This window comes from Acutalibacter muris, assembly GCF_002201475.1.
Lineage (GTDB): Bacteria > Bacillota > Clostridia > Oscillospirales > Acutalibacteraceae > Acutalibacter > Acutalibacter muris.
In genome coordinates this window covers 2,241,270-2,264,367 of the sequence record NZ_CP021422.1, presented here as the reverse complement: position 1 = coordinate 2,264,367, position 23,098 = coordinate 2,241,270, and the positions used below count along the sequence as shown (strand labels likewise).

Here is a 23,098-nt window from a genome sequence, read left to right as displayed (position 1 = left end):
GAGTGAGCATTATGAAAGAACTGATAAAACCCCAACGTATCCACCCGGGTGACACCGTCGCCACGATCTCCATATCCGGCGGCAGAGCAGGCGACAAGGATATGCTCTGGCGCTATGAGCTGGGCAAGCGGCGGCTTCAGGAGGTCTTCGGCCTGAAGGTGGTGGAAACGCCCCACGCCCTGGCCGGGAACGAGTACATCTATCAGCACCCGGAGTTAAGGGCGGCGGATCTGCACTGGGCGCTGGAAAACCCGGAGGTCAAAGCCATCATCACGAACATGGGCGGGGACGATTCCTACCGGCTGTTCCCTTACTTGGACTACGGCCTTATACGTTCCCATCCTAAGATATTCATGGGTTTCTCCGATATCACAACTTCATGTTGTATATTTGCCCATGCCGGGGTCATGAGCTACTACGGCCCCAGTCTCCTGACTCCCATAGCCCAGCCGGGCAGGCTGGATGAATACACTGAGAGCGCCATGAGGAAAGCGCTCTTTTCCGGGGAGATAATAGGCCGTGTGGAGCCCTGCCCGAAATATACGCCCATCGAGTGGCAGGACAAGCCGGAAGAAGATATAGTCTGGCAGGAGAACCCGGGTTACAAGCTTATCCAGGGCAGGGGAAAGGTACAGGGCAGGCTCATTGGAGGCTGCTGGGGCCCGTTACAGCAGATAATGGGCACAAATATCTTCCCCGATAGAGAGCTCTGGGAGGGGAGCATAATTTTTATGGAGAATATCTCGCCCTATAACAGCGCACTTGCCGCCCTGCACGGCTGGCGGGCCCTGGCGGCCAGCGGGGCGCTGGACGTTTGCGCGGGGATCATCACACCGGCAATGAGCGAGAAGGAGGACCAGATGCTCCTAAAAGTGCTGAGGCAGGAGGTGCACAGGGAGGACCTGCCGGTGCTGGAGGGTGTGGACTTTGGACACCGTACCCCCATGACTGTGCTGCCTATTGGGGCCCTGGCGGAGTTGGACTGTGCTTCCGCAAGTTTCACTATATTGGAGAGCGGTGTGTGCTGAACATATAAATAATTTGCCATATTATCACATTAACGCGATAAATCGCTTGACAATACATGCCTAATGGTTTATTATATTATCACAATAAATTGAGAGGGAGTCCCGCTCAGATGAAAAATTACAGCAAGCTTACCCCAGAGGGGGTGCATGATGTACTCTTTGACCAGTGCCGTGCCCATAGGGAGGCCCAGCGGCGGCTGACAGCTATTTTCGCAAGACGGGGCTATAGAGAGGTGATTACTCCCGGACTGGAGTATTATGACGTGTTCAGCCTTCAGGGCGCGGCCCTGCCACAGCAGGAGATGTATAAATCCACTGACAGCGGCGGAAGGCTTCTGGTCTTTCGGCCGGATTCCACCCTGCCCATAGCCCGCATGGCTGCGGCAAGGCTCCAGAGCCGGCGGCGGCCTATCCGCCTTTATTACTGCCAGAGCGTCTATCGTGCCTATCCTGAGCTCTCCGGCCGCAGCCACGAAGCCCCACAGATGGGAGTGGAGCTGCTGGGGGCGGCGGGGCTCAGAGCGGACCTGGAGGTTATGGCCGCGGCCGCGGAGGCTATGGGGGCGGTGGGCGGCGATTATCGCATCGAACTGGGCCACGCGGGCCTGTTCCGGCATTTGGTCCAGCGGCTGGAGCTGCCGCCGGAGAGTCGGGAGGAGATACGGGCCACCATCGAGACAAAAAACTATGGGGCCCTGGGAGGGCTCTTGGATCCTTTAGGGGACAGCCCGGAGGCTAAGGCCCTGCGGCGACTGCCAAGGCTCTTTGGCGGGGAGGAGGCTTTGGCCGAGGCCGAGAGTTGGCGGCTTGACGGCGGGGCGGCGGAGGCCCTGCACTATCTACGCACCCTGTACACGGCCCTAGGGGAAATGGGCCTGGGCCGGCGGCTGATGGTGGACCTGGGGCTGGTGCAGCGCAACGACTACTATACCGGCGTGGTGTTTTCCGGGTATGTCCAGGGACATGGGGGCCCGGTGCTCACCGGCGGCAGATATGACAACCTCTGCGGGCGGTTCGGCCCGGATATGCCCGCCATGGGCTTCGCCATGGACATGGACGCGGCCGCCGCCCTTTTGGAGCCCGGTATGTTCCAGGAGAGGGCGGCCCAAGTGCTGGTCCACGGCGAGCCGGGCTTTGAGCCCCAGGCCCAGCGGGAGCTTATGCGGCGCACAGCCGGCGGACAGGTCTGCGAGGGCTCTGTCTGGGAAACTCTGGAGGAGGCTCTGGAGTACGCAAGGAGCGAGGGCCTCCCCACCGTAGTGGCGGTGGGGAGGAGCGTCAGGACCATAGAGATTGCTGACATGGGAGGGAGAGTATGAAGCCGCTGCGCATAGCATTGACAAAGGGCAGGCTTGAGAGCTCCACGGCAAAGCTTATGGAGAAGGCCGGGCTGGACTGCTCCGCCCTCCATGATAAGGGACGCAGGCTGATACTGCCCGTGGGGGACAGCCTTGAAGCTGTGCTGGCAAAGGCCGGGGACGTGATAACCTACCTGGAGCACGGAGTCTGCGACCTGGGGGTAGTGGGCAAGGACGTGATAATGGAGAGGGGCGGCCAGTTCTTTGAGATACTGGACCTAAAGTTCGGCAAATGCGGCTTTGCCCTGGCTGCGCCTAAGGGGGCTGATTTCTACGGCGGCTATGGCGGCAAGACCATCGCCACAAAATACCCCAATGTGGCAAGGCGGTTTTTCCAGGGGAAGAACATGGACGTGCGGGTCATAAAGATAGAGGGATCTGTGGAGCTTGCGCCCCTTTTGGGCCTTGCGGACGGTATTGTGGACCTGGTGGAGACCGGCGCGACCCTTAGGGAGAACGGCCTTATGGTAGTCGAGCCTGTGGCCGAGGTCTCTGCGCGGCTGATAGTCAACGCGGCCAGCCTGAAGCTGCGCAAGGGGGAGATAGAGGATTTGGCTGCGCGTCTGGAGGCCCGGCTGGATAAGTAAACCAAAAGAGGGAGGAAGGTACTATGATAAAGATAGTAAACGCCACGGAGCGGGAGCGGCGGGCTTTTATAGAGGAACTGAAGCTCCGTGTGGGCAGGACGGACCCGGAGACAGAACAGAAGGTGGCAAGAATTATAGAGGACGTGCGCACCGGCGGCGACGAGGCTGTAAAAGCATACTCAGAGAAATTCGACGGCTGGACCCCGGACAGGCTGGAGCTGAGCCGGGAGGAGATGGAGGAACTTTCTGCCCGGTGCAGCGGGGAATTTTTAGAGGCCCTGAAGCGGGCGGCGGCGAACATATACGACTTCCACAGCCGCCAGAAGCAGCAGAGCCGCATAGACCCCCAGCCAAACGGCGTTATCATGGGCCAGCGGGTCCGTGGGCTGCACAGGGTGGGGGTATATGTCCCCGGCGGCACGGCGGGGTATCCCTCGTCCGTGCTAATGAACGTGATACCCGCCAAGGTGGCGGGGGTCGGGGAGATAGTCATGGCGACCCCCCCGGGGCGGGCCGGACATCCTGACCCCAATATAATAGCCGCGGCCCTGGTGGCCGGAGTGGACCGGGTGTTCCTTATGGGCGGGGCCCAGGCGGTGGCGGCGTTGGCATACGGCACCGAGAGCATACCCAAGGTGGACAAGATAGTGGGCCCAGGCAATATCTTTGTGGCAACGGCAAAAAAGCAGCTTTACGGCGTAGTTGACATAGACATGATAGCCGGGCCCAGCGAGATACTGATAATCGCCGACAGTTCGGCGGACCCGGAGTATCTGGCGGCGGACCTGATGAGCCAGGCCGAGCATGACCCCATGGCCTCCGCTATTCTCATAACCGACGACAGGAAACTGGCGGAGAGCACGGTTTCCGCCTTGTACAGACAGCTTGAGACGCTGGCCCGCCGGGATATCATCGAGAGGGCCCTGGACGGCTACGGAGCGGTGATAGTCTGTGAGAACATGAAGGAAGCCGTGGAGTTTGCAAACCAGCTGGCCCCGGAGCATCTTGAAGTCTGCTGCCGGGACCCCTTTGAGTATCTGGGCAGACTGGACAACGCCGGGTCGGTTTTCCTGGGGAATTACTCCCCGGAGCCTTTGGGGGACTACTTTGCCGGAGCCAACCATGTGCTGCCCACCGGCGGCACGGCCCGATTCTTCTCGCCGCTGTCGGTGGATGACTTTATCAAGAAATCCAGCTTCATCTATTATACTAAGGACGCGCTTATGGGGGCGGCGGGGGATATCATCGAGCTTGCCGAGACAGAGGAGCTGACCGCTCACGCTAACTCTATCCGCGTGCGGTTGGAGGAATGATGGACACCCTTGAGGAGGTCTACGGCGCGCTGACCGGCCAGGGGCGCTTGGAGTGGATAGGCGAGAAGAAATCAGCCGCCGTGCTGTACTTCAGCCGGGGGCGAAAACAGTATAAGGTGTATTTCGACGACAGCAACGTGGAGATATCGGTAAAAAAGCGCCTGTTCGGCAACGAGTATTGGGACAGCATCGGCCAGCGCAGGTACATCAGCCCGGAGGACAGCCTGGACGATGTGTTTGAGACGGTCATGTGGTGCGTGAAGGAATACGGCTGGAGGGGCAGATAGGGGAGCAGATTATGTATGAACTAAATGAAAAGCTGCGGGCTCTCAGCCCGTATGCCCCGGTGGACGGGCCGGGCTGCGTCCGCCTTGACGCAAACGAGTCCTTTTTACCTCTGCCGGGGGAAATCATAGCCGCGGCAAAGGCGGCCATAGATGAGATGAAATTCAACCGCTACCCGGACCCGGCGGCGGCGGAGCTCTGCCGGGCCTTCGGGGAGTATTATAACGTGGACCCGGGACATGTGGTGGCGTCAAACGGCTCTGACGAGCTTATATCGGTGATTTTTTCGGGCTTCTTAATGGGCGGAGAGGCCTTCGCCACTTTGGAGCCGGACTTCTCCATGTACGCCCAGGGGGGGCATCTGGCCGAGGGGCGGCATATAGCACTTGAGAAGCCCGGCTGGGCAATAGACGTGGACCAGGTGATAGATACCTGTAACAGGGAGGAGGTGCGCCTGCTCATTTTCAGCAACCCCTGCAACCCTACCTCCCTGGTGCTACGCCGGGAGCAGACGCGCCGTCTGGTGCGCGGGGTCAAGGGGCTGGTGGTGCTGGACGAGGCCTATATGGACTTTTCAAGGGAGAGTCTGCTGGGTGAAGAGGAGGATTTTGACAACCTCATTATTCTTCGCACCTGTTCAAAGGCAATGGGCATGGCGGCCCTTCGGTTGGGTTTTGCGGTGGCAAGGCCGGAGCTTGCGAATGCCATACGGGCAGCAAAGTCGCCGTACAACGTGAACAGCCTGTCCCAGGTCCTGGGAACTGCTGTGCTCAGCAGGCCGGAGCTTCTCAGGGAGGCGCTAGGGAGGATAATGATATCCCGCAAGGCGTTACTGGGCGGCTTGGCGGAGATAGGCGCGAAGCACCCGGGGCGGTTCCTCCTGCTGCCAGGAGAGACCAACTTTGCGGCCCTGGACATGGAGGACGGCAGGGAGGTACAGCAGGAGCTCCTTAAAAGGGGTGTGGCTGTGCGGTACACCGGGGGGCTCCTGCGGGTGACCTGCGGGGCTCCGGAGGAGAACCGGGCGTTCCTTACAAAATTTGCTGAAATACTGGAGGAGACCAGATGAGGACGGCAGAGATACACCGCAAGACCCACGAGACCGACATAGAGCTCCGGCTGTCCCTGGACGGCGGGAGCCGGGACATTTCCACCGGCGTCGGCTTCTTTGACCATATGCTGACGGCACTCTGCGTACACGGCGGGCTGGGACTGGAGCTCAGGGCCCGGGGGGACCTGGAGGTGGACTGTCACCATACGGTGGAGGACGTTGGCATCGTGCTGGGGCAGGCCTTGAAGGAGGCCCTTGGGGACCGCTCCGGCATAAAGCGCTATGGCCACGCCTTTATACCCATGGACGAGGCCCTGGGCTTCTGCGCCCTGGACATCAGCGGACGGCCCTTTCTGGTCTTTGAGGGGGACTTCCCTCAGGCGGTCACGGGAGCCTTCGACTGCTGCATGACCGAGGAGTTCTTCCGGGCCGTGGCTATGAACGCGGAGATAACCCTGCACCTGCGGTGCGGATACGGCAAAAATTCCCACCATATGATAGAAGCAATGTTCAAAGCCTTCGCCCACGCCCTTAAAGACGCGGCGGAGGTTACCGAAGGGGGGGTGCTGTCCTCCAAAGGGGTATTATAAATTAGGGGATACTTTTATGCAATATGAGAATATATCGGCGGTCCTGGATATGCTGGGCTGCCCAAACCGCTGCCGCCACTGCTTTGTGGGCTGGCGGCCAAACCCAAAGCTGACGGAGAGCGACCTGCGCTTTGTAGCGGAGGCGTTCCGGCCCTATGCCAAGACCCTTACCGTCTACGACTGGAACCGGGAGCCGGACTTCGGGGGCGACTATAAGGAGAAGTGGGAGCTCTGCAAGGAGCTGTCCTCGCCTGATAGGCCGCCGGAGCGCTTCGAGCTCGCCAGCGTCTGGCGGCTGGCCCGGGACGGGGAGTACGCTCCCTGGCTCAAGGGCTTGGGGGTAAAATATGTACAGCTGACCCTGTTCGGCGGGGAGGAGCTGACCGACTCTTTTACCGGGCGCAGGGGCGCGTATCAGGACATACTAAAGGCCATAGACGTGCTGCTTGAAAACGGCATTGCCCCGAGGATACAGGCCTTTGTCAATAAGCAGACCGTACAGGAGCTCTATAAGGTGGAGGAGCTTATTGACAGACTGGAGCTTGAAAAGCGCTGTGAGGGTATAGGCATACCCTTTGCGTGCTTTGTGCACCAGGGTTCCTGTGACGGCGAGGGGGAGAAGCTCTATCCCATATGGGTCACAAGTGACGATTTAAAGAAGATACCCGACAAGCTGGCGAAGTATACCCTAAAGCACTTCAATAAGCGCACGATACAGGAGGTCTTCGGGCGCGAGGAGCGGGAACTCTATAGAGAGCTGATAGAGGACGATACCACGGAGAGCCTTGGCAGTACCGCTCCGGCGGTGCTGTATATAGACGGTGAATTTAATGTTACGCCCAACATCGGCGTACCTTCGGAGCCGTGGCTTTTGGGCAATCTAAAGACCGACGGCGCGGAGAAGATACTGGACCGGCTAAAAGGGGACAAAAGCCCCGCCCAGTATGTGCGGGCCACAGTGCCGCTGAAGGAGCTTGTAAGGGACTGCGGCGACCCTGAGAGCAAAAGGCTCTTTGGCCGGGAGGACTATATAGAATACCTGCTGAACCGCTATTGCCGGCGGGAGGCACAGGAGTGATGTTATGATTATTTTACCTGCCATAGACATACATGAGGGCAGATGTGTCCGGCTTTTCCAGGGGGATTATTCGACGGCTGAAGTAGTGGCCGGGGACCCCCGTGAGACGGCGGAGAGCTTTCGGGAACAGGGGGCGCACTGGCTGCATATGGTGGACCTGGACGGCGCAAAGGCCGGGAGGCCCATAAACCACGAGCTGATACTGAACACCGCCGAGACCGCCGGTATGCACGTGGAGGTGGGGGGCGGCATACGCAGTATGCGCACCGTGGAGGACTACCTGATGGGTGGCGCGTCCAGGGTGATACTGGGCTCGGCGGCACTGGGGGACCCGGAGTTTGTGAAGGAGGCTGTGTGCGCCTATGGCAAGCGGATAGCCGTTGGCATAGACGCTATTGACGGCATTGCCGCCGCAGAGGGCTGGACGAAAAAGAGCGGCATGGACTATATTGAAGTGGCCAAGCGCATGGAGGGCATAGGCGTGCAGTATATAATCTGCACCGACATCCATAAGGACGGCACCCAGTCCGGCCCGAACCTGGAGATGCTCGATAAGCTGAACCGGGCGGTAAGCTGCAATATTATTGCCAGCGGCGGAGTGAGCAGTCTTTTGGACATCATCAACCTCTACGATCTGGGGCTGTACGGCGCTATAGCGGGCAAGGCGCTGTATGCCGGGACACTGGATTTAAAGGCGGCGGTCCGGGTCTGTCACAAGTTTTCCGGGAGGAGGGCAAAAACCCAGGCGGCGGTTAACGACGAGCTGGAGCGGTTCTTTGTGAAGTCCAGCCTTGTGCCTGCCATCGTACAGGAGGCGGATACCAACGAGGTGCTGATGCTTGCCTATATGAACAGCGAGGCCCTGGAAAAGACCATCGACACCGGCTATACATGGTTTTACAGCCGCAGCCGCGCGGCCCTGTGGAACAAGGGGGAGACCTCCGGCAACACCCAGAAGGTGGTGAGCGTTACTGCCGACTGCGATAACGACACGCTGCTGGTGAGGGTAAAGTCCAATGGTCCTGCCTGTCACACAGGCAACAGGACGTGCTTTTTTAAGGAGCTTTTAGGTGAGAAGAAGGAGGAGGAAAAATAGAATGGACGCTATGGAAAGCCTGTATCAGGTGGTGCTGGACCGCAAGGTTTCCGCGCAGGAGGGCTCCTACACCGGCTATCTGTTCCAACAGGGGCTTGACAAGATACTTAAAAAATGCGCCGAGGAGTGCGGCGAGGTCATTATAGCCGCAAAAAACGGCAGGAAAGAGGACACCATAGGGGAGATAAGCGACCTTCTCTACCACCTGACAGTGCTCATGGCCAACGAGGGTATCGCCTGGGAGCAGGTAAAAGCCGAGCTCCAGCGCCGGGCCCAAAAACAGGGGAACCTTAAAAAGTTCCACCAGGTGGATAAGGACACTTGAGTATGGTATGGCAGATTGGTCCGCTCCCCTGGAGCTATGAGCAAAAAGTCAGCGATTTCCTGAAGCCGGGGATAAAGCGGCTTGACATACGCGGGGATACGCCGGAATTTGAGGACGGCAGCTTCGATCTGGTGACGGCGTACCAGACAGAGTATGACCTGGGCGAGGTCGTCAGGGCGCTTCGCAAAAACGGCTTCTTCGTCACCCAGCAGATAGGCGGCAGGAACCGGCCGGATAATCCGGGATATAATTTAGAGAATGAGGGCCCGAAGCTCAAAGCGGCGGGTTTTCGCCTGATGTACAGCCATCAGGGGTACTATCACGACGAAAACGGCGTGTTACAGCACAGGTTTATTATGATAGGGAAACTAGTATATAAGGAAGAATAATTGTGACTGAATTTGACAAATTGTATTTATCTGTCGATACATACTGCGGTCTATGCTGCGCGGAGTGTGAATTTAAGGAAACTATGAACTGCGGCGGCTGCATAGCCACCGGCGGCAAGCCCTTCCACGGTTCCTGCAACCTGGCGGACTGCGCTATAAGCCGGGGCAGAAAATTCTGCGGCGAGTGTGAGGATTTTGCCTGTGAGCTGCTGAAAAGCTACTCCAATGACCCGGAGCACGGCGACACCCCGCCCGGCGCGCGCATAGAGAACTGCTCAAAAGTCAAGGCCGCGCTGGTGAAGGTCGCCCGGGAGGGCGTAGACCCCATGGGGGTATGCGGCAACGACTGCGACGACTGTCCCTATACCCAGTGGTGCGGCGGCTGCCGGAGCCAGTATCCCCACTGCTCCTTCGGCACTCTATATGAGGATAAGCGGTGCCCAAATGTGACCTGCGCCGGAGGAAGGGGCGTATACGCCTGTAAGGACTGCCCGGAAAGGGAAGCCTGCGAAAGGGGCTTTTTTGGCAGGGATAAGTAATATAGCGATAAAATGACCCCGCGGCAGCCGGGGCCATTTTGCATATCCGGGGCGATTTGGAAAAAAGTCCGGGAACCGCAAAAGAATAGTTTACCTTCGGCGGAAAATGATGTATAATATAAGAGAGTGGGTAATTAAGAAAGGCTGAAGATATGAAAAGACACTGGAAATGGCTGAAAGCGGCGTTTATTATTCTCTGCGCCCTAGGAATATTGTGGTTCTGTATGCCCGTGCTGCACGGCGGCTTCGCAGAGGGCTCCATGTTCGGCATCGCCGTATGCGGGCTGGGTATGGGCATAGCTATGAAGTATAAGGGCATGGTGGAAAAGGGCGGCTGGAGAAGGGCAATGGCCAGGACTGCCGCAGTGCTCTATGCCCTGGGCCTCTGCTGGGCGGGGTATTTAACGGTGCTGATAGTCTCATACCAGGCGGTGACGCCTCCCTCTGGAAGAAATGTCATCGTACTGGGGGCCCAGGTCTACAGCGCGGAGCGCATGGGGGTGAGCCTCAGCAACCGGGTGGACCGAGCCTATGAGTACCTGAAGGAGAACCCAGAGTCCAAATGCATAGTCACAGGCGGGCAGGGAAGCAACGAACCCTGCCCCGAGTCCCTGACCTCTAGAAACGCCCTTATCCGCCGGGGCCTTGAGCCGGAGCGGGTCTTTGCTGAGGACAAGTCCCGGAACACCAGGGAGAACCTGGAGTACGCCATGGAGACGGCCAGGGAGAACGGCCTTGATACAAATGTGGTGGTGGTCAGCCAGAGCTTCCACTTGTACCGGGCAGTGCGCCTTGCTGAAAGCGCGGGGTTCACGGCCAGCGGCCTGGCGGCGGAGACAGACCCCATCATCTATCCCAGCTACTATGGCCGCGAGCTTCTGTCGCTGACAAAATGGTATATAGAAGAACTGATATTACACCGGGGCTAGGGCCCGGAAAGGAGCGCTGTGTGGGAATACTGTTGAAGGGACCGAGGGTTATCGACCCTTCCCAGGGACTGGATTTTATTGGGGACCTCCTGATTGAAGGTGAGAGAATAGCCGCCCTGGGGGAGGGCCTGGACCCGGAGGGCTGTGAGGTGGTCGACTGCCGGGGGCTCATAGCCGCGCCGGGATTTGTTGATATGCACGTCCACCTGCGGGACCCGGGACAGACCCATAAGGAGGACGTGTACTCCGCCTGCCGTGCGGCGGCGGCAGGGGGCGTTACCAGCCTGTTGGCCATGCCGAACACAACGCCGCCCATGGACAGCCCGGAGCTGGTGGCGGATCTTTTGGAACGCGCCGGGAGGGCCTGCGCCAACGTATACACAGCCGCCTGTGTCACAAAGGGTATGCTGGGCCGGGAGTGCACGGATATGGCGGCGCTGAAAGCGGCGGGGGCTGTCGCCGTCAGCGACGACGGTAAGCCGGTACAGAGCTCTCTGTGCCTGCTGGAGGGCCTTGCGAAGGCCGAAAAGCTGGGGTTGGTGTTCACAGCCCACTGCGAGGATTTAGATCTGGCGGAGGGCGGGCTCATGAACCTGGGCCCTGTTTCGGAGAGACTTGGCGTTCCGGGCATACCCCCCGCCGCCGAGGACTGCGGGGTGGCAAGGGAGATAGCCGCCGCGGCCAGCATAGGCGCGCCGGTGCATATCTGCCACGTGAGCACAAGGGGCTCGGTGGAGCTTATCAGGGACGCGAAGCGCCGGGGCGTGCGGGTGACGGCGGAGACCTGCCCCCACTACCTGCTGCTGACGGACAGCGCCCTGGAGGCCCGGGACGCGGACTGCCGCATGAACCCGCCCCTGGGCAGCGAAGAGGACCGTCAGGCGCTTATACGGGCCCTTTCCGACGGCACTCTTGACGCAATCTCTACCGACCATGCCCCACATACGCCGGAGGAGAAGGCAGACTTTGGAAAAGCCCCCAACGGCTCCATCGGTATGGAGACCTCCTTTGCCGCCGTGTGGACGGCCTTGCGTGGTAAACTGGAGCTTAGAGAGGTCATAGCCCTCATGAGCAACAACCCGGCAAGGATACTGGGCATACCCGCCGGTACATTAAAGCCCGGGGCGAGGGCGGACATAGTGCTTTTTGACCCGGAGGAGACTTGGACCGTGGACCCGGATAAGTTACACGGCAGGAGCAAAAACACACCTTTTAAGGGTATGGAGCTTACCGGCAGGGTGCGGATCACTTATCTAAAGGGTAAAAAAGTCTTTGAACTGTAAATAATAAGCTAAAGGGAGCGATATACATGTCAATGGACAGACTGTTGGAGAATATCATGCGCAAGCAAAACCCCACTGTGGCCGGGCTCGACCCCAAGCTGAGCTTTATCCCCGGGCATATCAAGGAGAAGTGCTTTGAGGAGCACGGCAAGAATCTTGAGGGTGCGGCGGCAGCGCTGCTGGAGTTTAATAAGGGGCTTATTGACGCGCTCTGTGATGTCGTGCCCGCCGTAAAGCCCCAGGCGGCCTACTACGAGCAGTACGGCTGGCAGGGTATGCGGGCCCTTGCTGAGACCATAGCCTACGCGAAGTCCAAGGGCCTGTTTGTCATCGTGGACGGCAAGCGCAACGATATCGGCGCCACTATGGAGGCCTATGCCGCCGCCCATCTTGGCACGACCGACGTAGAGGGCGAGACCTTCGAGGCCTTTGGCGCGGACGCTCTGACGGTGAACGGCTACCTGGGCAGCGACGGCATAGAGCCCCTTTTGAAGGTCTGCTCCGCTCATGACAAGGCCATCTTCGTGCTGGCAAAGACCTCAAACCCCTCCTCCGGCGAGCTTCAGGATCAGATGCTCCATGCCATGTACGAGCCGGTATACAGGGCCATGGGCAATATGTGCCAGCAATGGGGCCTGAAGCTCCCGGGCAAATACGGCTACAGCGGCGTGGGTGCGGTGGTGGGGGCCACGTACCCAAAGCAGCTTAAAGAGATGCGCAAAGCTCTCCCCAACACCTTCTTCCTGGTGCCGGGCTATGGGGCCCAGGGGGGCGCCGCCGACGACGTGGCCCCGGGCTTTGATAAGCACGGCTGCGGGGCGATTGTCAACTCCTCCCGGGGGATAATGTGCGCCTGGCAGAAGGAGGGCTGCGACCCCAAGGACTATGCCGGGGCCGCAAGGCGCGAAGCCGTGCGTATGCGCGACGAGATAATGGCAAGGCTTGGGGGTATCAGCCTGCCGGCAACGTAAGAAAAATACGGAACGAGGTAGTTTATGGACAAGACATCAGTGGAGCGGGAGCTTTCTGAGCTCCGGGAGCAGATACGCTATCACGGCAGGAAATACTATACCGAGGACGACCCGGAGATAAGCGACTTTGACTACGACAAGCTTTACCGCCGCCTTGAGGAGCTGGAGGCCCAGTATCCGGAACTGGTGACCGAGGACTCTCCCACCCGCCAGGTGGGCGGGAAGGTGTACAATACCTTTGCCGAGGTGGTGCATGAGGTGCCTATGGAGAGCCTGCACGACTCCTTCTCAGAGGAGGAGCTGCGGGACTTCGACCGCCGGGTGCGGGAGGCGGTGGACGGGCCGGAATATATAGTAGAGCCCAAGTTCGACGGCCTTTCCGTGGCCCTGGAATATGTGGACGGGACGTTTACCCGGGGTTCCACCAGGGGGGACGGCCATACCGGCGAGGACGTTACGGAGAATATCCGCACCATCAAGACCGTGCCGAAGAGGCTAGAGAGCCCAATACCATTTTTAGAGGTGCGCGGCGAGGTGTATCTGTCCGATTCGGGCTTTGAGAAGCTGTGCGAGCGCCAGGAGCTTTTAGAGGAAAAGCCTTTTAAAAATCCCCGCAACGCCGCCGCCGGATCCCTGCGCCAAAAGGACCCGAAGATCACGGCAGGACGCGGGCTGGATATTTTCGTATTCAATGTCCAGCAGATAAGGGGCGAGGAGTTCACCTGCCACGATCAAGCCCTGGAGCGGCTGCGGGAGCTGGGTTTTCCAGTGCCGCCAAGCTATTTTAAGTCCGGGGATATGGAGGAGATACTCCGCTTTATACGAGAGATAGGAGAGAAGCGCGGTGAGTATGACTTTCCTATAGACGGGGCCGTGGTGAAGGTGAACTCGTTCTCCCAGAGGGAGGAACTGGGCAGTACGGCCAAGTTCCCCCGCTGGGCGGAGGCTTTCAAATACCCGCCGGAGGAAAAGGAGACGACGCTGCTGGATATTGAGATAAATGTGGGACGCACCGGAGTGCTGACGCCCACCGGGGTGTTTGAGCCGGTGACCCTGGCCGGTACAACAGTCAGCCGCGCCACGCTCCATAACCAGGATTTTATAACAGAAAAGGACGTGCGCGTGGGGTCGAGGGTAATCCTGCGCAAAGCCGGTGAGATAATCCCCGAGGTGGTGTCGGTGGTGGAGAACCCGGAGGGCACGGAGCCCTTCCTGCTGCCGGAGGTATGCCCCTCCTGCGGCGAGCCGGTCTCCCGTCACGAGGGGGAGGCGGCCACCCGCTGCACTAACCCCCAATGTCCGGCCCAGCTCCTTCGGCACCTTATCCACTTCGCCGGTAGAGACGCAATGGACATCGACGGTCTGGGCCCGGCCATACTTGAGCAACTGACCCGGGAGGGGCTTATAAGCTCCCCGGCGGACCTGTACACTCTTACTGCCAGGCAGCTGGCGGAGCTGGAGCGCATGGGCAAAAAGAGCGCCGAAAACCTGGTGAACGCCATAGAAAAATCAAAGCGGAACGACCTTTACCGGCTGGTCTATGCCCTGGGCATACCCCATATCGGGGCCAAGGCCGCACAGCTTTTATGCGGCAGTTTCCCAAGCATGGAGCGGGTCATGGCCGCAACTGTCCCGGAGCTTTCTGAGATAAACGGCTTCGGCGGGGTGATGGCCGAGGAGATAGTGGACTTCTTCTCCCGCGAAAGCGCCCGGGAGCTGGTGGACCGCCTGGCCGCGCTGGGAGTGAATATGCGGGCCGAGGAAAAGGAACAGGCGGGCTCCCTGTTTGAGGGCAAGACCTTTGTGCTAACCGGGACGCTGCCCACCCTCAGCCGCAAAGCGGCTTCGGATATTATCCAGCGCAACGGCGGCAAAGTGACCGGCTCGGTCTCCAAAAAAACTTCATATGTACTGGCGGGCGAAGATCCCGGCAGCAAGCTCCTGAAGGCAGACAGCCTGGGAGTCCCGGTGCTCAGCGAGGAGGAGCTTATGGCTATGCTGAACGGATAAAGTTTTTCAGGCCATAATTATAAATAATCAAACCAAAGTGAGGGTAAATTTATGACAACCAATCTGAAAGACCTATACGGCGGACAGTGGCAGGAGCAGGCGGAGCGCTATCAGAAGATACGCGCAGGCTTTGAGGAGACCTTTGGCAGCTCTGAAGGCGCAAGCTTCTACAGTGCCCCGGGGCGCACGGAGATCGGCGGCAATCACACCGACCATAATCACGGCAGGGTGCTGGCGGCGTCCATAGACCTGGATATCGTAGGCATGGCGCGGAGGACGGAGGACGGCATAGCCCGCCTGCGCTCTGTGGAATACCCACGCATGGACGAGGTGGATTTAAGCGACCTGGAGCCCAGAGAGGAGACAAGCGGTTCTCAGGCCATAATCCGGGGCATCTGCGCCCGGTGTAAGGAGCTGGGCTATAATATCGGCGGCTTTGAGTGCTATACTCAGACAAGGGTGCTAAAGGGCTCCGGCCTTTCCAGCTCGGCGGCCTTTGAGATACTGGTGGTGACCGTTGTGAGCCATCTGTATAACGACGGCAATATAGACCCAATAGCCGCCGCCAAGATTGCCCAGTACGCCGAGAACGTCTACTTCGGAAAGCCCTCGGGCCTTCTGGACCAAATGGCCAGCTCCATGGGCAGCGTCACTGCAATGGACTTTGCCGACCCTGAGAAGCCACAGGTGGAGAACGTCTCCTTTGACCTGAACGCCTATAAGCACGCCATGTGCGTTGTGGACACCGGCGGCAACCATGCGGACCTTACCGCCGATTATGCGTCCATCCCCCAGGAGATGAAGGCAGTGGCGAAGTTCTTTGGCAAGGAGTTCCTGCGGGAGGTGGACGAAGCGGAGTTCTACGATAAGCTGGGCGAGGTGCGCAAGGCCGTTGGAGACCGCCCGGCCCTTCGTGCCATGCACTTCTTTGACGACGACAGGCTGGCCCATGAGGAGGCCCAGGCCCTGCGGGACAAGGACTTTGAGAAGTTCCTGGAGAGGGTAAAGGCCTCCGGAAAGTCCTCCATCCAGCGGCTCCAAAACGTGTTCGCTCCAGCCAGCCCCATCGAGCAGGGGATAACCCTGGCCCTTTCTGTGTCGGAACGGCTGCTGAACGGCCGGGGGGCCTGCCGGGTACACGGCGGCGGCTTTGCGGGAACGATCCAGGCCTATGTGCCCTTCGATATACTTGACAGCTACCGCGAGGGTATGGAGAAGGTCTTTGGCAAGGGCAGCTGCTATGTGCTGTCCGTGCGCGGCTGCGGCGGTGTGGAGGTAAAGGAGTAATGACGGGATATATCAAATTTCTGCGTGACTACGTGGGCCACCAGCCCATACAGATGGTGGGCGCAGGAGTCTTTGTGGAGAACGAGCGGGGCGAGCTGCTTTTAGGGCTCCGCATTGACAACCACTGCTGGGGAACGGCCGGCGGCGCTGTTGAGCTTGGGGAGACCGTGGAGGAGGGCGCAAAGCGCGAGATGTTCGAGGAGACCGGCCTCATAGCAGAGGAGTTGGAGCTTCTGGGAGTCTTCTCCGGCGAGGACACCCACTACACCTATCCCAACGGCGACGAGGTGTACGTAATCGATGTGAAGTTTGTGTGCAGGAAATTTCACGGTACGCTGAAGCCACAGGAGAGCGAGGTCAGTGAGCTGAGGTTCTTCCCCATAGCGGAGCTGCCGGAAAATATCTCGCCTATGGAGATAATATCCGTGAATAAATATCTGCAAATGCGAAAAAATTTTAGGAGCTGAGAATATGCTGAATGAGACGAGGAAACCCGGCATACCGGCCGAGGAGATAACCCGAGTAAAGGGACTTGGCTTCCTCTGGGACAAGACAACCCCCGACTGCTTTAACGGCCGTGTGATAACCCGCAACGGCAAAATGACCGCCAAGGAGCTTGCTGCGGTTGCCGAGGCCGCAGAGAAGTTTGGAAACGGCCAAGTGGCGCTGACGGTGCGCCTTACGGCGGAGATACAGAAGGTGCCCTTTGAGAACATCGAGCCCCTGCGAGAGTTCTTAAAGGAGCGCGGTCTTGAGACCGGCGGCACGGGGGCCAAGGTGCGCCCGGTGGTGTCCTGCAAGGGGACCACCTGTCAGTACGGCCTTATCGACACCTTTGCCCTGTCGGAGGCCATCCACAAGAGGTTCTATGAGGGCTGGCACGACGTGAAGCTGCCGCATAAGTTCAAGATAGCCGTGGGCGGCTGCCCCAATAACTGCGTAAAGCCGGACCTTAACGACCTGGGCATAGTGGGCCAGCGAGTGCCGGTGATAGACCTGGAGAAGTGCCGGGGCTGCAAGGTCTGCCAGATAGAGAAGAACTGTCCAATACACGTGCCCAAGGTGGTGGACGGTAAAGTGCTCATAGACGATGCTCAGTGCAACCACTGTGGACGCTGCATTAACAAATGTCCCTTCAAGGCCTTTGAGGAGTATGTGCCTGGATATAAGGTATATATTGGTGGGCGCTGGGGCAAGAAGGTGGCAAGGGGAAAATTCCTCGGTAAGCTGCTTACCAGCCCCGAGGAGGTCCTGGACGTGATAGAAAAAGCCATCACTCTGTTCCAGGACAAGGGACAGCAGGGAGAGCGCTTCGCGGACACGGTGGAGCGGCTTGGCTTTGAGGAAGTGGAAAAGCAGCTGCTGTAAAAAGTATTCAGTTGAGATAAGCAGAAACCAGGCGCCCGGGGGAGACCCTGTGCGCCTGGTTTATTTACGCTGGATAATTTTATATACCCCTATTACGGAACTCCTCCAAATCCACCAGCTTTCCGCCGTTCAGCCGGGACTCCTCCGCTGCCAGGGCCACATAGTGGCTCTCCATGGAGTGTTCCAGGGTGGTGGTGCGTTCGGTGGGCTCCGCGCCATCGATAAGCATGTTAAGGAAGTCCTCGACAATGCCGCTGTCGCCGCCGCCGTGGCCTTTAAGGTCAGCGGACATGGCCTTCAGGTCCATGACCTCCTCGCCCTTGCCGAAGACCCGCACGCGGAGGACGTTGGACTTCATGTCGGCTTCTATCTCGCCCATGGTGCCCATGGCCTTGAAATAGCGGTAGCAGTCCTCTGTAAAGGCGCACATGGTGAATTGGATAGTGGTGCCGTCCTCCATCAGCAGATTTGTCTGCTGATGGTCCACCACGTTGTTGTCACAGTGGTACACGCAGCGGCCATAGGGACCGTTGCGCAGCGCTTCATAGGTGGACTCGACAGTGTTTTCCACGCTGAGCACGGAGCTTATCCAGTTGCCGCCCTGCATAAGCCCGGTCTTCTCGCCGGTGAGATATATCTTCTCCGCGTCAAAGATACACTCATCCTTGATTTTGCAGCCCCCCAGGCAGTAGTCGGTGGAGCCCTCCGGTGCGCGCTCCTTTTTGAACAGGTGTATGCCGCCGACGGACGACACGGACTTGCACTTTTTGCCCACAAGCCATGTGAGTATGTCCATATCGTGACAGGACTTCTGCAAAATCATTGGACTGGTTTCATCAGAATTGCGCCAGTTGCCCCGCACAAAAGAGTGGGCCTGGTGCCAGTAGCCCACGTTCTCGTTGGCGCAGATAGAGACCACCTCGCCGATTTTGCCGCTGCCGATGATGTCCTTTAAGGTATTATAGAAGTTGGTGTACCGCAGGACGTGGCAGAGTATGATATGCTGGTCCGGGTGCTTTTTCGAGACCTCTAGTATCTCCCGACACTTCTCTATATCGGGGGAGATGGGCTTCTCCATGAGCACATGATACCCAAGTTCCAGGGCGGGTATGGCATGGCCCACGTGCTGGCGGTCCATGGTGGACACCACGCATACGTCGGCAAGCCGTCCCTTTTCAAACATCTCCTCGGCGCTCGCAAAGCAGTTTTCCTCGGGAATATTATAGAGCTCCCGGGCCTTTTTGACCTTGTTCGGGTTGAGGTCGGCCACGGCAACCACCTTCATGCGGTCCGGGAAGAGTTTCTGCATGGAGGCGTAGGTGCTGCCCCGATCGCCGAAGCCAGCGATGGCGAAGGTTATAGGTGCGTTCATAATATGTATCATCCTTTCCAGATGCTTTTAGTCGATAGGCCGGAACACCTCCACGCCAAACCGCGGCGGGTATGTCCAGTCAATGGTATGGCGGGCCTCACGGTCCTCCAGCAGCTGGAAGCCGCCGGAGCTGACAGCCAAAGCCTGGTTGAAATGCAGCAGAATATGGGGGAGAGGAAGTCGTTTAGCTGTCAAGCCGGGCTTCAGGTCGCAGTGGCAGTCGATGTACGCTGGTATAAGCCCCAGAGAGGAGGTCTCCTCGCTCTCTGCACCGCCAAAGCAGCCCATGATATTGGGAGTGGCAATCACACTGCCCGCGCTGACACCCACGTAGACCTTATTGGAGAACACGAACTTTTGGATCAACTCGTTGAAATGCGTTTGCTTGATGAGCTTTAAAAGGTGCTCGCACCACCCGCCGGTGAAGAACATCACGTCAAAGTCCAGAACCTCCTTATCGCTTAAAGAGCCGTCCAGCTCATAGGCGGTGATATGCTCAGGAAGAAAGCTAAGCTTTTCCAACTCCCATTGGAGTATATCCGCCAGTTGCCGTGATTCCTCGTCACAGGCTGCGGCAGGGACGAACAACACCCGGGCCTGGGAAAAGGGCTTGCCCACCATCTGGGCGAAACGCTCCACTATGGGCGCGAGGGGCCGTTTTAGGTCAAAGGGGTCAAAAAATCCCGAATCGGTCAATAGTACGTTCTGCCAGGCGCTCATGGGCCTCATTCCCTTTCCAAGTCTGTTATGGCATTGCATTGTCCCAGTTTATCTCAAGGGGACCTATCCACTGGCTCAGCCCATAGAACAGAAGCAGGCGCAGAAGGAACTTACCCCGGCTCTTAGTGTATGTACACCCCTGAGCGATGCCGAAAGCGTAGAGTGGAAAGGCAATGCGCCCAAGTGCCTCCATGGCATGAAGCAGCCAGAAGGAGACAGTCAGGCTCATACCCAGATTTTCAACGAGTAATTGCTGGGTAAGGAATGTCTTGGACGCATGGTCCAGTGTCATTGAAACAATGGCAATTATTTTAACGATTTGCCATGTCATACCGCTCCTCCTTATTCCGAGGAAAAGCAAGCCCTTCCGATATCCTTACGATAAAACGCCCCCTCAAAGGACACCTTTTCCACCGCCTTATAGGCTTTATCCAGCGCCTCCCTGAGGTCTACGCCCTTGGCGGTAATGCCCAGCACGCGCCCGCCGGAGGTGTAGTATTTTCCGTTCTCAAGCTTCGTACCCGCGTGTATGACCGTCGCGCCCTCAAGCTGGCCGTTCCCGTCCAGGCCGGTGATAAGCTTGCCCTTTTCGTAGCTGCCCGGATAGCCGCCGCTTGCAATTATCACGCAGGCGCAGGCGTCCTCCGACCACTTGATGTCCAGCTCGCTAAGCTTTTCATCGGCCACGGCCTTAATAATGTCCGCCAGGTCCGTTTCAAGCCTGGGGAGCACCACCTGGGTCTCGGGATCTCCAAAGCGGGAGTTGTACTCTATCACCTTGGGGCCGTCGGGGGTCAGCATAAGGCCGAAGTAAAGACAGCCCTTGAACCTGCGGCCCTCGGCGTTCATGGCGTTCATGGTGGGCAGGAAGATAGTGTCCATGCAGACCTTGGCGATCTCGTCGGTATAGAAGGGGCTGGGGCTGATGGTGCCCATGCCGCCGGTGTTGGGGCCCATATCGTTGTCATAAGCCCGCTTATGGTCCATGGAGCTTACCATCGGGCACATGGCGTGGCCGTCCGTAAAGGCCAGCACGGTGACCTCGGGTCCGGTGAGGAACTCCTCCACCACTACCCGGTCCCCGGAGGAGCCGAATTTCTTTTCCTCCATCAGGGAATGCAGGGCTTCGGCGGCCTCCTGCTCGTTCTGGGCGACGAAGACCCCCTTGCCCACAGCCAAGCCGTCGGCCTTGATGACCGCCGGGTACTTGTCCTGCTTCTTTATGTATGCCAGCGCTTCAGAAGGAGAGGTGAACACCTCGTAACTGGCGGTAGGTATCCCATACTTTTTCATAAGGTTCTTGGAGAACACCTTGCTGCTCTCTATCTCGGCTGCCTTCTGATTGGGTCCGAAGCAGGTGAAGCCGCCCGCCTCGAGATAGTCCACCATACCGGCCCCCAGAGGGTCGTCCGGGGCCACGAACACTAAGTCCACTTTCTTTTCTCTTGCCAGGGCCAGCATACCCTCCTTGTCCATAGCGTCCACCTTGCAGCACTCCGCGTCCGCCGAGATGCCGCCGTTGCCGGGGGCGCAGTAGAGCTTACCCACCCGGGGGCTCTCTTTGAGCTTGCGGATGATGGTATGCTCCCTGCCGCCGCTGCCGACGACAAGTATGTCGAGCAATATATCCATTTTTACCAGTCCTTTCCAAAGGTTAAAGAAATTTGAGCAGTTCGCTGAGGGAGGTGACGGTAACCTCTGCCCCGGAGTTTGCTGCCCCGGGCCTTGTGATATGGGCCGTGTGCCACCCGGCATTTTTCGCGCCCCCGATGTCCGCTATGGGGTTATCGCCCACCATCCAAATAAGGGAGGGGAAATTGGCGGCGCGCTCGGCGATGCGGAATATCCTCTCGTGGGGCTTGCAGGCCCCAACGGTGCCGGAATTGACTATTCCTGAGAAGAACTGTCTGAGCCCCAGCCCCTCGAACAGACTCTCCCATTCGGGAAAGTTGTTGGTGAGGATGTAATTCTTATACCCCTTAAAGGCGCATACCGCCAGGACAGCCGCCGCATCGGGCCGCACATGGTACAGGCTCTTGTCCAGAACGATATCCCGCACCCGCCGGGCGGCGGCTTCGGACTCCGGCTTTGGGACCCCAAAGCTATCAAACGCCGCCGAAAACTTATGGAACAGCACCCCCCAGAAGGCTTCCCCCACAAGGCTGCCGTCGCCGTCCGGGTGCCAGGGAAAGCCGCTTTTCAGGAAAGGGCGCAGCTTTTCCTCGGTTACCCCATACCGTTCCGCCAGCGGCCCCAGGGCCATCATAAGACAGGAGCGCCAGCTAGGCTCCCCGGTGGTAAGGGTCCCGTCAAAGTCCCAGAATATGGCCCGGCGCATCAGTGGTGGAACAGCCGGAGACCCGTAAAGGCCATGGCTATGCCGTACCTGTCGCAGACCTCTATGACGTTGTCGTCACGGATGGAGCCGCCGGGCTGGGCAATGAACTGTACGCCTGACTTATGTGCCCGCTCGATATTGTCGCCGAAGGGGAAGAAGGCGTCGCTGCCCAGGGCCACGCCGGTCATGCCGTCCAGCCACTGGCGGCGCTGCTCCCGGGTGAAGGGCTGGGGCTTCTCCGTAAAGAAGTTCTCCCACTGGCCATCGGCCAAAACGTCCATGTAGTCGTCGGAGATGTATACATCGATGGTGTTGTCCCGGTCGGGCCTGCGGAGGCCGGGTTTAAAGGGCAGCTCAAGCACCCGGGGGGACTGGCGCAGATACCAGTTATCGGCCTTATTGCCCGCAAGGCGTGTGCAGTGTACCCGGCTCTGCTGGCCCGCGCCCACGCCGATGGCCTGACCGTTCTTTACGTAGCATACAGAGTTGGATTGAGTATACTTTAGTGTAATCAGCGATACGATAAGGTCACGCTTTGCTTCGTCCGTCAGGTTTTTGTTGGCGGTGGGAAGGTCCTCAAGAAGGCTCGCGTCTATTTTCAGCTCGTTCCTGCCCTGCTCGAAGGTGACCCCGAACACGTCCTTATGCTCGATAGGGGCGGGCACATAGCTCTCGTCTATCTGCACCACATTGTAATTGCCCTTGCGCTTGGTCTTGAGGATAGCCAAAGCCTCGTCGGTATAACCGGGGGCGATAATGCCGTCTGAAACCTCTCGGGCCAGCAGTGTGGCCGTCTCCTTGTCGCACACGTCGGACAAGGCGGCCCAGTCGCCATAGGAGGACATACGGTCCGCACCACGGGCGGCGGCATAGGCGCTGGCAATGGGGGAGAGCTCCAAGTCGTCCACGAAGTATATTTTCTTTAGGGTGTCGGAAAGCGGCACATACACCGCGGCCCCGGCGGGGCTCACGTGCTTGAAAGAAGCGGCGGCGGGCAGGCCGGTAGCCATTTTAAGCTCCCGCACCAGCTGCCAGCTGTTGAAGGCGTCCAGGAAGTTTATATAGCCGGGGCGGCCGTTGAGCACCTGCAAAGGCAGCTCGCCCTCTTTCATGAATATCCTGGAGGGGACCTGATTAGGGTTGCAGCCATATTTAAGTGAAATTTCCTTAGCCATAGGGCA

Annotated in this window: 25 protein-coding genes; 19 read left to right on the top strand and 6 right to left on the bottom strand. The window is 58.7% G+C overall.

The features are described from left to right. The first annotated feature begins 11 nt into the window (after positions 1 to 11). The 19 genes from ADH66_RS11605 to ADH66_RS11515 all read left to right on the top strand — a co-directional run bounded on the left by ADH66_RS11605 (position 12) and on the right by ADH66_RS11515 (position 17,487). A complete protein-coding gene (locus ADH66_RS11605; RefSeq protein ID WP_066540604.1) occupies positions 12 to 1,028 on the top strand; it encodes a S66 family peptidase in 1,017 nt (338 codons plus the stop codon). Positions 1,029 to 1,138: 110 nt separating this feature from the next. Beyond that, entirely contained in the window at positions 1,139 to 2,347 is a 1,209-nt protein-coding gene (gene hisZ, locus ADH66_RS11600; protein ID WP_066540611.1) for an ATP phosphoribosyltransferase regulatory subunit, read from the top strand. Continuing rightward, positions 2,344 to 2,973, top strand: coding sequence for an ATP phosphoribosyltransferase (hisG, locus tag ADH66_RS11595; RefSeq protein WP_066540615.1), 630 nt, complete (start codon positions 2,344 to 2,346; stop codon positions 2,971 to 2,973). The genes hisZ and hisG overlap by 4 nt, the downstream gene beginning before the upstream one ends. Positions 2,974 to 2,996: 23 nt before the next feature. Then, on the top strand, positions 2,997 to 4,286 hold the full coding sequence (gene hisD, locus ADH66_RS11590) for a histidinol dehydrogenase (protein WP_066540618.1): 1,290 nt from the start codon (positions 2,997 to 2,999) through the stop codon (positions 4,284 to 4,286). Then, the gene (locus ADH66_RS11585) at positions 4,283 to 4,573 is read left to right on the top strand and encodes a hypothetical protein (protein ID WP_157130704.1); all 291 of its coding nucleotides are present in this window, start codon (positions 4,283 to 4,285) and stop codon (positions 4,571 to 4,573) included. Before hisD ends, ADH66_RS11585 begins: the two co-directional genes overlap by 4 nt. 11 nt (positions 4,574 to 4,584) lie before the next feature. After that, positions 4,585 to 5,640: a pyridoxal phosphate-dependent aminotransferase gene (locus ADH66_RS11580; protein WP_066540622.1), complete on the top strand. Its 1,056-nt coding sequence runs from the start codon at positions 4,585 to 4,587 to the stop codon at positions 5,638 to 5,640. After that, complete coding sequence (gene hisB / locus ADH66_RS11575; protein WP_066540623.1) at positions 5,637 to 6,212, top strand: imidazoleglycerol-phosphate dehydratase HisB; 576 nt, start codon at positions 5,637 to 5,639, stop codon at positions 6,210 to 6,212. The genes ADH66_RS11580 and hisB overlap by 4 nt, the downstream gene beginning before the upstream one ends. A 16-nt stretch (positions 6,213 to 6,228) precedes the next feature. After that, on the top strand, positions 6,229 to 7,290 hold the full coding sequence (locus ADH66_RS11570; protein ID WP_066540625.1) for a radical SAM protein: 1,062 nt from the start codon (positions 6,229 to 6,231) through the stop codon (positions 7,288 to 7,290). Positions 7,291 to 7,294: 4 nt separating this feature from the next. After that, positions 7,295 to 8,386, top strand: coding sequence for a 1-(5-phosphoribosyl)-5-[(5-phosphoribosylamino)methylideneamino]imidazole-4-carboxamide isomerase (gene hisA / locus ADH66_RS21500; RefSeq protein WP_066540627.1), 1,092 nt, complete (start codon positions 7,295 to 7,297; stop codon positions 8,384 to 8,386). A 1-nt stretch (position 8,387) separates the two neighbouring features. Then, positions 8,388 to 8,711 (top strand): phosphoribosyl-ATP diphosphatase, encoded by a 324-nt coding sequence (gene hisE, locus ADH66_RS11560; protein ID WP_066540629.1) that lies wholly within the window; start codon positions 8,388 to 8,390, stop codon positions 8,709 to 8,711. A gap of 2 nt (positions 8,712 to 8,713) precedes the next feature. Continuing rightward, a complete protein-coding gene (locus tag ADH66_RS11555) occupies positions 8,714 to 9,100 on the top strand; it encodes a class I SAM-dependent methyltransferase (protein WP_066540631.1) in 387 nt (128 codons plus the stop codon). A 2-nt stretch (positions 9,101 to 9,102) separates the two neighbouring features. Then, the gene (locus ADH66_RS20050; protein WP_066540634.1) at positions 9,103 to 9,639 is read left to right on the top strand and encodes a DUF3795 domain-containing protein; all 537 of its coding nucleotides are present in this window, start codon (positions 9,103 to 9,105) and stop codon (positions 9,637 to 9,639) included. 152 nt (positions 9,640 to 9,791) lie between these two features. After that, a complete protein-coding gene (locus tag ADH66_RS11545; protein ID WP_066540642.1) occupies positions 9,792 to 10,568 on the top strand; it encodes a YdcF family protein in 777 nt (258 codons plus the stop codon). 20 nt (positions 10,569 to 10,588) lie between these two features. Next, positions 10,589 to 11,851: a dihydroorotase gene (locus ADH66_RS11540; RefSeq protein ID WP_066540645.1), complete on the top strand. Its 1,263-nt coding sequence runs from the start codon at positions 10,589 to 10,591 to the stop codon at positions 11,849 to 11,851. Positions 11,852 to 11,877: 26 nt separating this feature from the next. Next, positions 11,878 to 12,822, top strand: a complete 945-nt coding sequence (pyrF, locus tag ADH66_RS11535; RefSeq protein WP_066540648.1) for an orotidine-5'-phosphate decarboxylase — start codon at positions 11,878 to 11,880, stop codon at positions 12,820 to 12,822. Between the two features lie 24 nt (positions 12,823 to 12,846). Then, positions 12,847 to 14,832, top strand: coding sequence for an NAD-dependent DNA ligase LigA (ligA, locus tag ADH66_RS11530; protein ID WP_066540651.1), 1,986 nt, complete (start codon positions 12,847 to 12,849; stop codon positions 14,830 to 14,832). Between the two features lie 51 nt (positions 14,833 to 14,883). Beyond that, positions 14,884 to 16,119: a galactokinase gene (locus ADH66_RS11525; protein WP_066540653.1), complete on the top strand. Its 1,236-nt coding sequence runs from the start codon at positions 14,884 to 14,886 to the stop codon at positions 16,117 to 16,119. Then, positions 16,119 to 16,586: an NUDIX hydrolase gene (locus tag ADH66_RS11520; RefSeq protein ID WP_066540655.1), complete on the top strand. Its 468-nt coding sequence runs from the start codon at positions 16,119 to 16,121 to the stop codon at positions 16,584 to 16,586. Before ADH66_RS11525 ends, ADH66_RS11520 begins: the two co-directional genes overlap by 1 nt. A 4-nt stretch (positions 16,587 to 16,590) precedes the next feature. Then, the gene (locus ADH66_RS11515; RefSeq protein WP_084384521.1) at positions 16,591 to 17,487 is read left to right on the top strand and encodes a 4Fe-4S dicluster domain-containing protein; all 897 of its coding nucleotides are present in this window, start codon (positions 16,591 to 16,593) and stop codon (positions 17,485 to 17,487) included. Between the two features lie 79 nt (positions 17,488 to 17,566). Here ADH66_RS11515 and ADH66_RS11510 read toward each other — a convergent pair whose 3' ends face one another. Genes ADH66_RS11510 through ADH66_RS11485 form a run of 6 tightly spaced genes read right to left on the bottom strand, consistent with a single transcriptional unit; the run spans position 17,567 to position 23,092 of the window. Next, positions 17,567 to 18,859 (bottom strand): Gfo/Idh/MocA family protein, encoded by a 1,293-nt coding sequence (locus ADH66_RS11510; RefSeq protein WP_066540657.1) that lies wholly within the window; start codon positions 18,857 to 18,859, stop codon positions 17,567 to 17,569. Positions 18,860 to 18,886: 27 nt separating this feature from the next. Then, a complete protein-coding gene (locus ADH66_RS11505) occupies positions 18,887 to 19,579 on the bottom strand; it encodes a Type 1 glutamine amidotransferase-like domain-containing protein (RefSeq protein WP_066540667.1) in 693 nt (230 codons plus the stop codon). Positions 19,580 to 19,604: 25 nt separating this feature from the next. After that, a complete protein-coding gene (locus ADH66_RS11500; protein ID WP_066540670.1) occupies positions 19,605 to 19,910 on the bottom strand; it encodes a TraX family protein in 306 nt (101 codons plus the stop codon). A gap of 11 nt (positions 19,911 to 19,921) precedes the next feature. Next, positions 19,922 to 21,211: a phosphoribosylamine--glycine ligase gene (gene purD, locus ADH66_RS11495; RefSeq protein WP_066540672.1), complete on the bottom strand. Its 1,290-nt coding sequence runs from the start codon at positions 21,209 to 21,211 to the stop codon at positions 19,922 to 19,924. A gap of 22 nt (positions 21,212 to 21,233) precedes the next feature. Further along, a complete protein-coding gene (locus tag ADH66_RS11490) occupies positions 21,234 to 21,917 on the bottom strand; it encodes an HAD family hydrolase (protein ID WP_066540675.1) in 684 nt (227 codons plus the stop codon). Continuing rightward, a complete protein-coding gene (locus ADH66_RS11485) occupies positions 21,917 to 23,092 on the bottom strand; it encodes a phosphoribosylaminoimidazolecarboxamide formyltransferase (protein WP_066540677.1) in 1,176 nt (391 codons plus the stop codon). The genes ADH66_RS11490 and ADH66_RS11485 overlap by 1 nt, the downstream gene beginning before the upstream one ends. Positions 23,093 to 23,098: the final 6 nt, after the last annotated feature.

Bases quoted from the DNA above. Each gene is read 5' to 3' on its own strand.
- hisB (WP_066540623.1), top strand. From the start codon at position 5,637: ATGAGGACGGCAGAGATACACCGCAAGACCCACGAGACCGACATAGAG.
- hisE (WP_066540629.1), top strand. From the start codon at position 8,388: ATGGACGCTATGGAAAGCCTGTATCAGGTGGTGCTGGACCGCAAGGTT.
- ligA (WP_066540651.1), top strand. From the start codon at position 12,847: ATGGACAAGACATCAGTGGAGCGGGAGCTTTCTGAGCTCCGGGAGCAG.
- ADH66_RS11580 (WP_066540622.1), top strand. From the start codon at position 4,585: ATGTATGAACTAAATGAAAAGCTGCGGGCTCTCAGCCCGTATGCCCCG.
- hisZ (WP_066540611.1), top strand. From the start codon at position 1,139: ATGAAAAATTACAGCAAGCTTACCCCAGAGGGGGTGCATGATGTACTC.
- ADH66_RS11585 (WP_157130704.1), top strand. From the start codon at position 4,283: ATGATGGACACCCTTGAGGAGGTCTACGGCGCGCTGACCGGCCAGGGG.
- ADH66_RS11525 (WP_066540653.1), top strand. From the start codon at position 14,884: ATGACAACCAATCTGAAAGACCTATACGGCGGACAGTGGCAGGAGCAG.
- ADH66_RS11555 (WP_066540631.1), top strand. From the start codon at position 8,714: ATGGTATGGCAGATTGGTCCGCTCCCCTGGAGCTATGAGCAAAAAGTC.
- ADH66_RS11505 (WP_066540667.1), bottom strand. From the start codon at position 19,579: ATGAGCGCCTGGCAGAACGTACTATTGACCGATTCGGGATTTTTTGAC.
- ADH66_RS11570 (WP_066540625.1), top strand. From the start codon at position 6,229: ATGCAATATGAGAATATATCGGCGGTCCTGGATATGCTGGGCTGCCCA.
- ADH66_RS11520 (WP_066540655.1), top strand. From the start codon at position 16,119: ATGACGGGATATATCAAATTTCTGCGTGACTACGTGGGCCACCAGCCC.
- ADH66_RS11490 (WP_066540675.1), bottom strand. From the start codon at position 21,917: ATGCGCCGGGCCATATTCTGGGACTTTGACGGGACCCTTACCACCGGG.
- hisD (WP_066540618.1), top strand. From the start codon at position 2,997: ATGATAAAGATAGTAAACGCCACGGAGCGGGAGCGGCGGGCTTTTATA.
- ADH66_RS11510 (WP_066540657.1), bottom strand. From the start codon at position 18,859: ATGAACGCACCTATAACCTTCGCCATCGCTGGCTTCGGCGATCGGGGC.
- ADH66_RS11485 (WP_066540677.1), bottom strand. From the start codon at position 23,092: ATGGCTAAGGAAATTTCACTTAAATATGGCTGCAACCCTAATCAGGTC.
- hisG (WP_066540615.1), top strand. From the start codon at position 2,344: ATGAAGCCGCTGCGCATAGCATTGACAAAGGGCAGGCTTGAGAGCTCC.
- ADH66_RS11545 (WP_066540642.1), top strand. From the start codon at position 9,792: ATGAAAAGACACTGGAAATGGCTGAAAGCGGCGTTTATTATTCTCTGC.
- ADH66_RS11500 (WP_066540670.1), bottom strand. From the start codon at position 19,910: ATGACATGGCAAATCGTTAAAATAATTGCCATTGTTTCAATGACACTG.
- pyrF (WP_066540648.1), top strand. From the start codon at position 11,878: ATGTCAATGGACAGACTGTTGGAGAATATCATGCGCAAGCAAAACCCC.
- ADH66_RS11515 (WP_084384521.1), top strand. From the start codon at position 16,591: ATGCTGAATGAGACGAGGAAACCCGGCATACCGGCCGAGGAGATAACC.
- ADH66_RS11605 (WP_066540604.1), top strand. From the start codon at position 12: ATGAAAGAACTGATAAAACCCCAACGTATCCACCCGGGTGACACCGTC.
- purD (WP_066540672.1), bottom strand. From the start codon at position 21,211: ATGGATATATTGCTCGACATACTTGTCGTCGGCAGCGGCGGCAGGGAG.
- hisA (WP_066540627.1), top strand. From the start codon at position 7,295: ATGATTATTTTACCTGCCATAGACATACATGAGGGCAGATGTGTCCGG.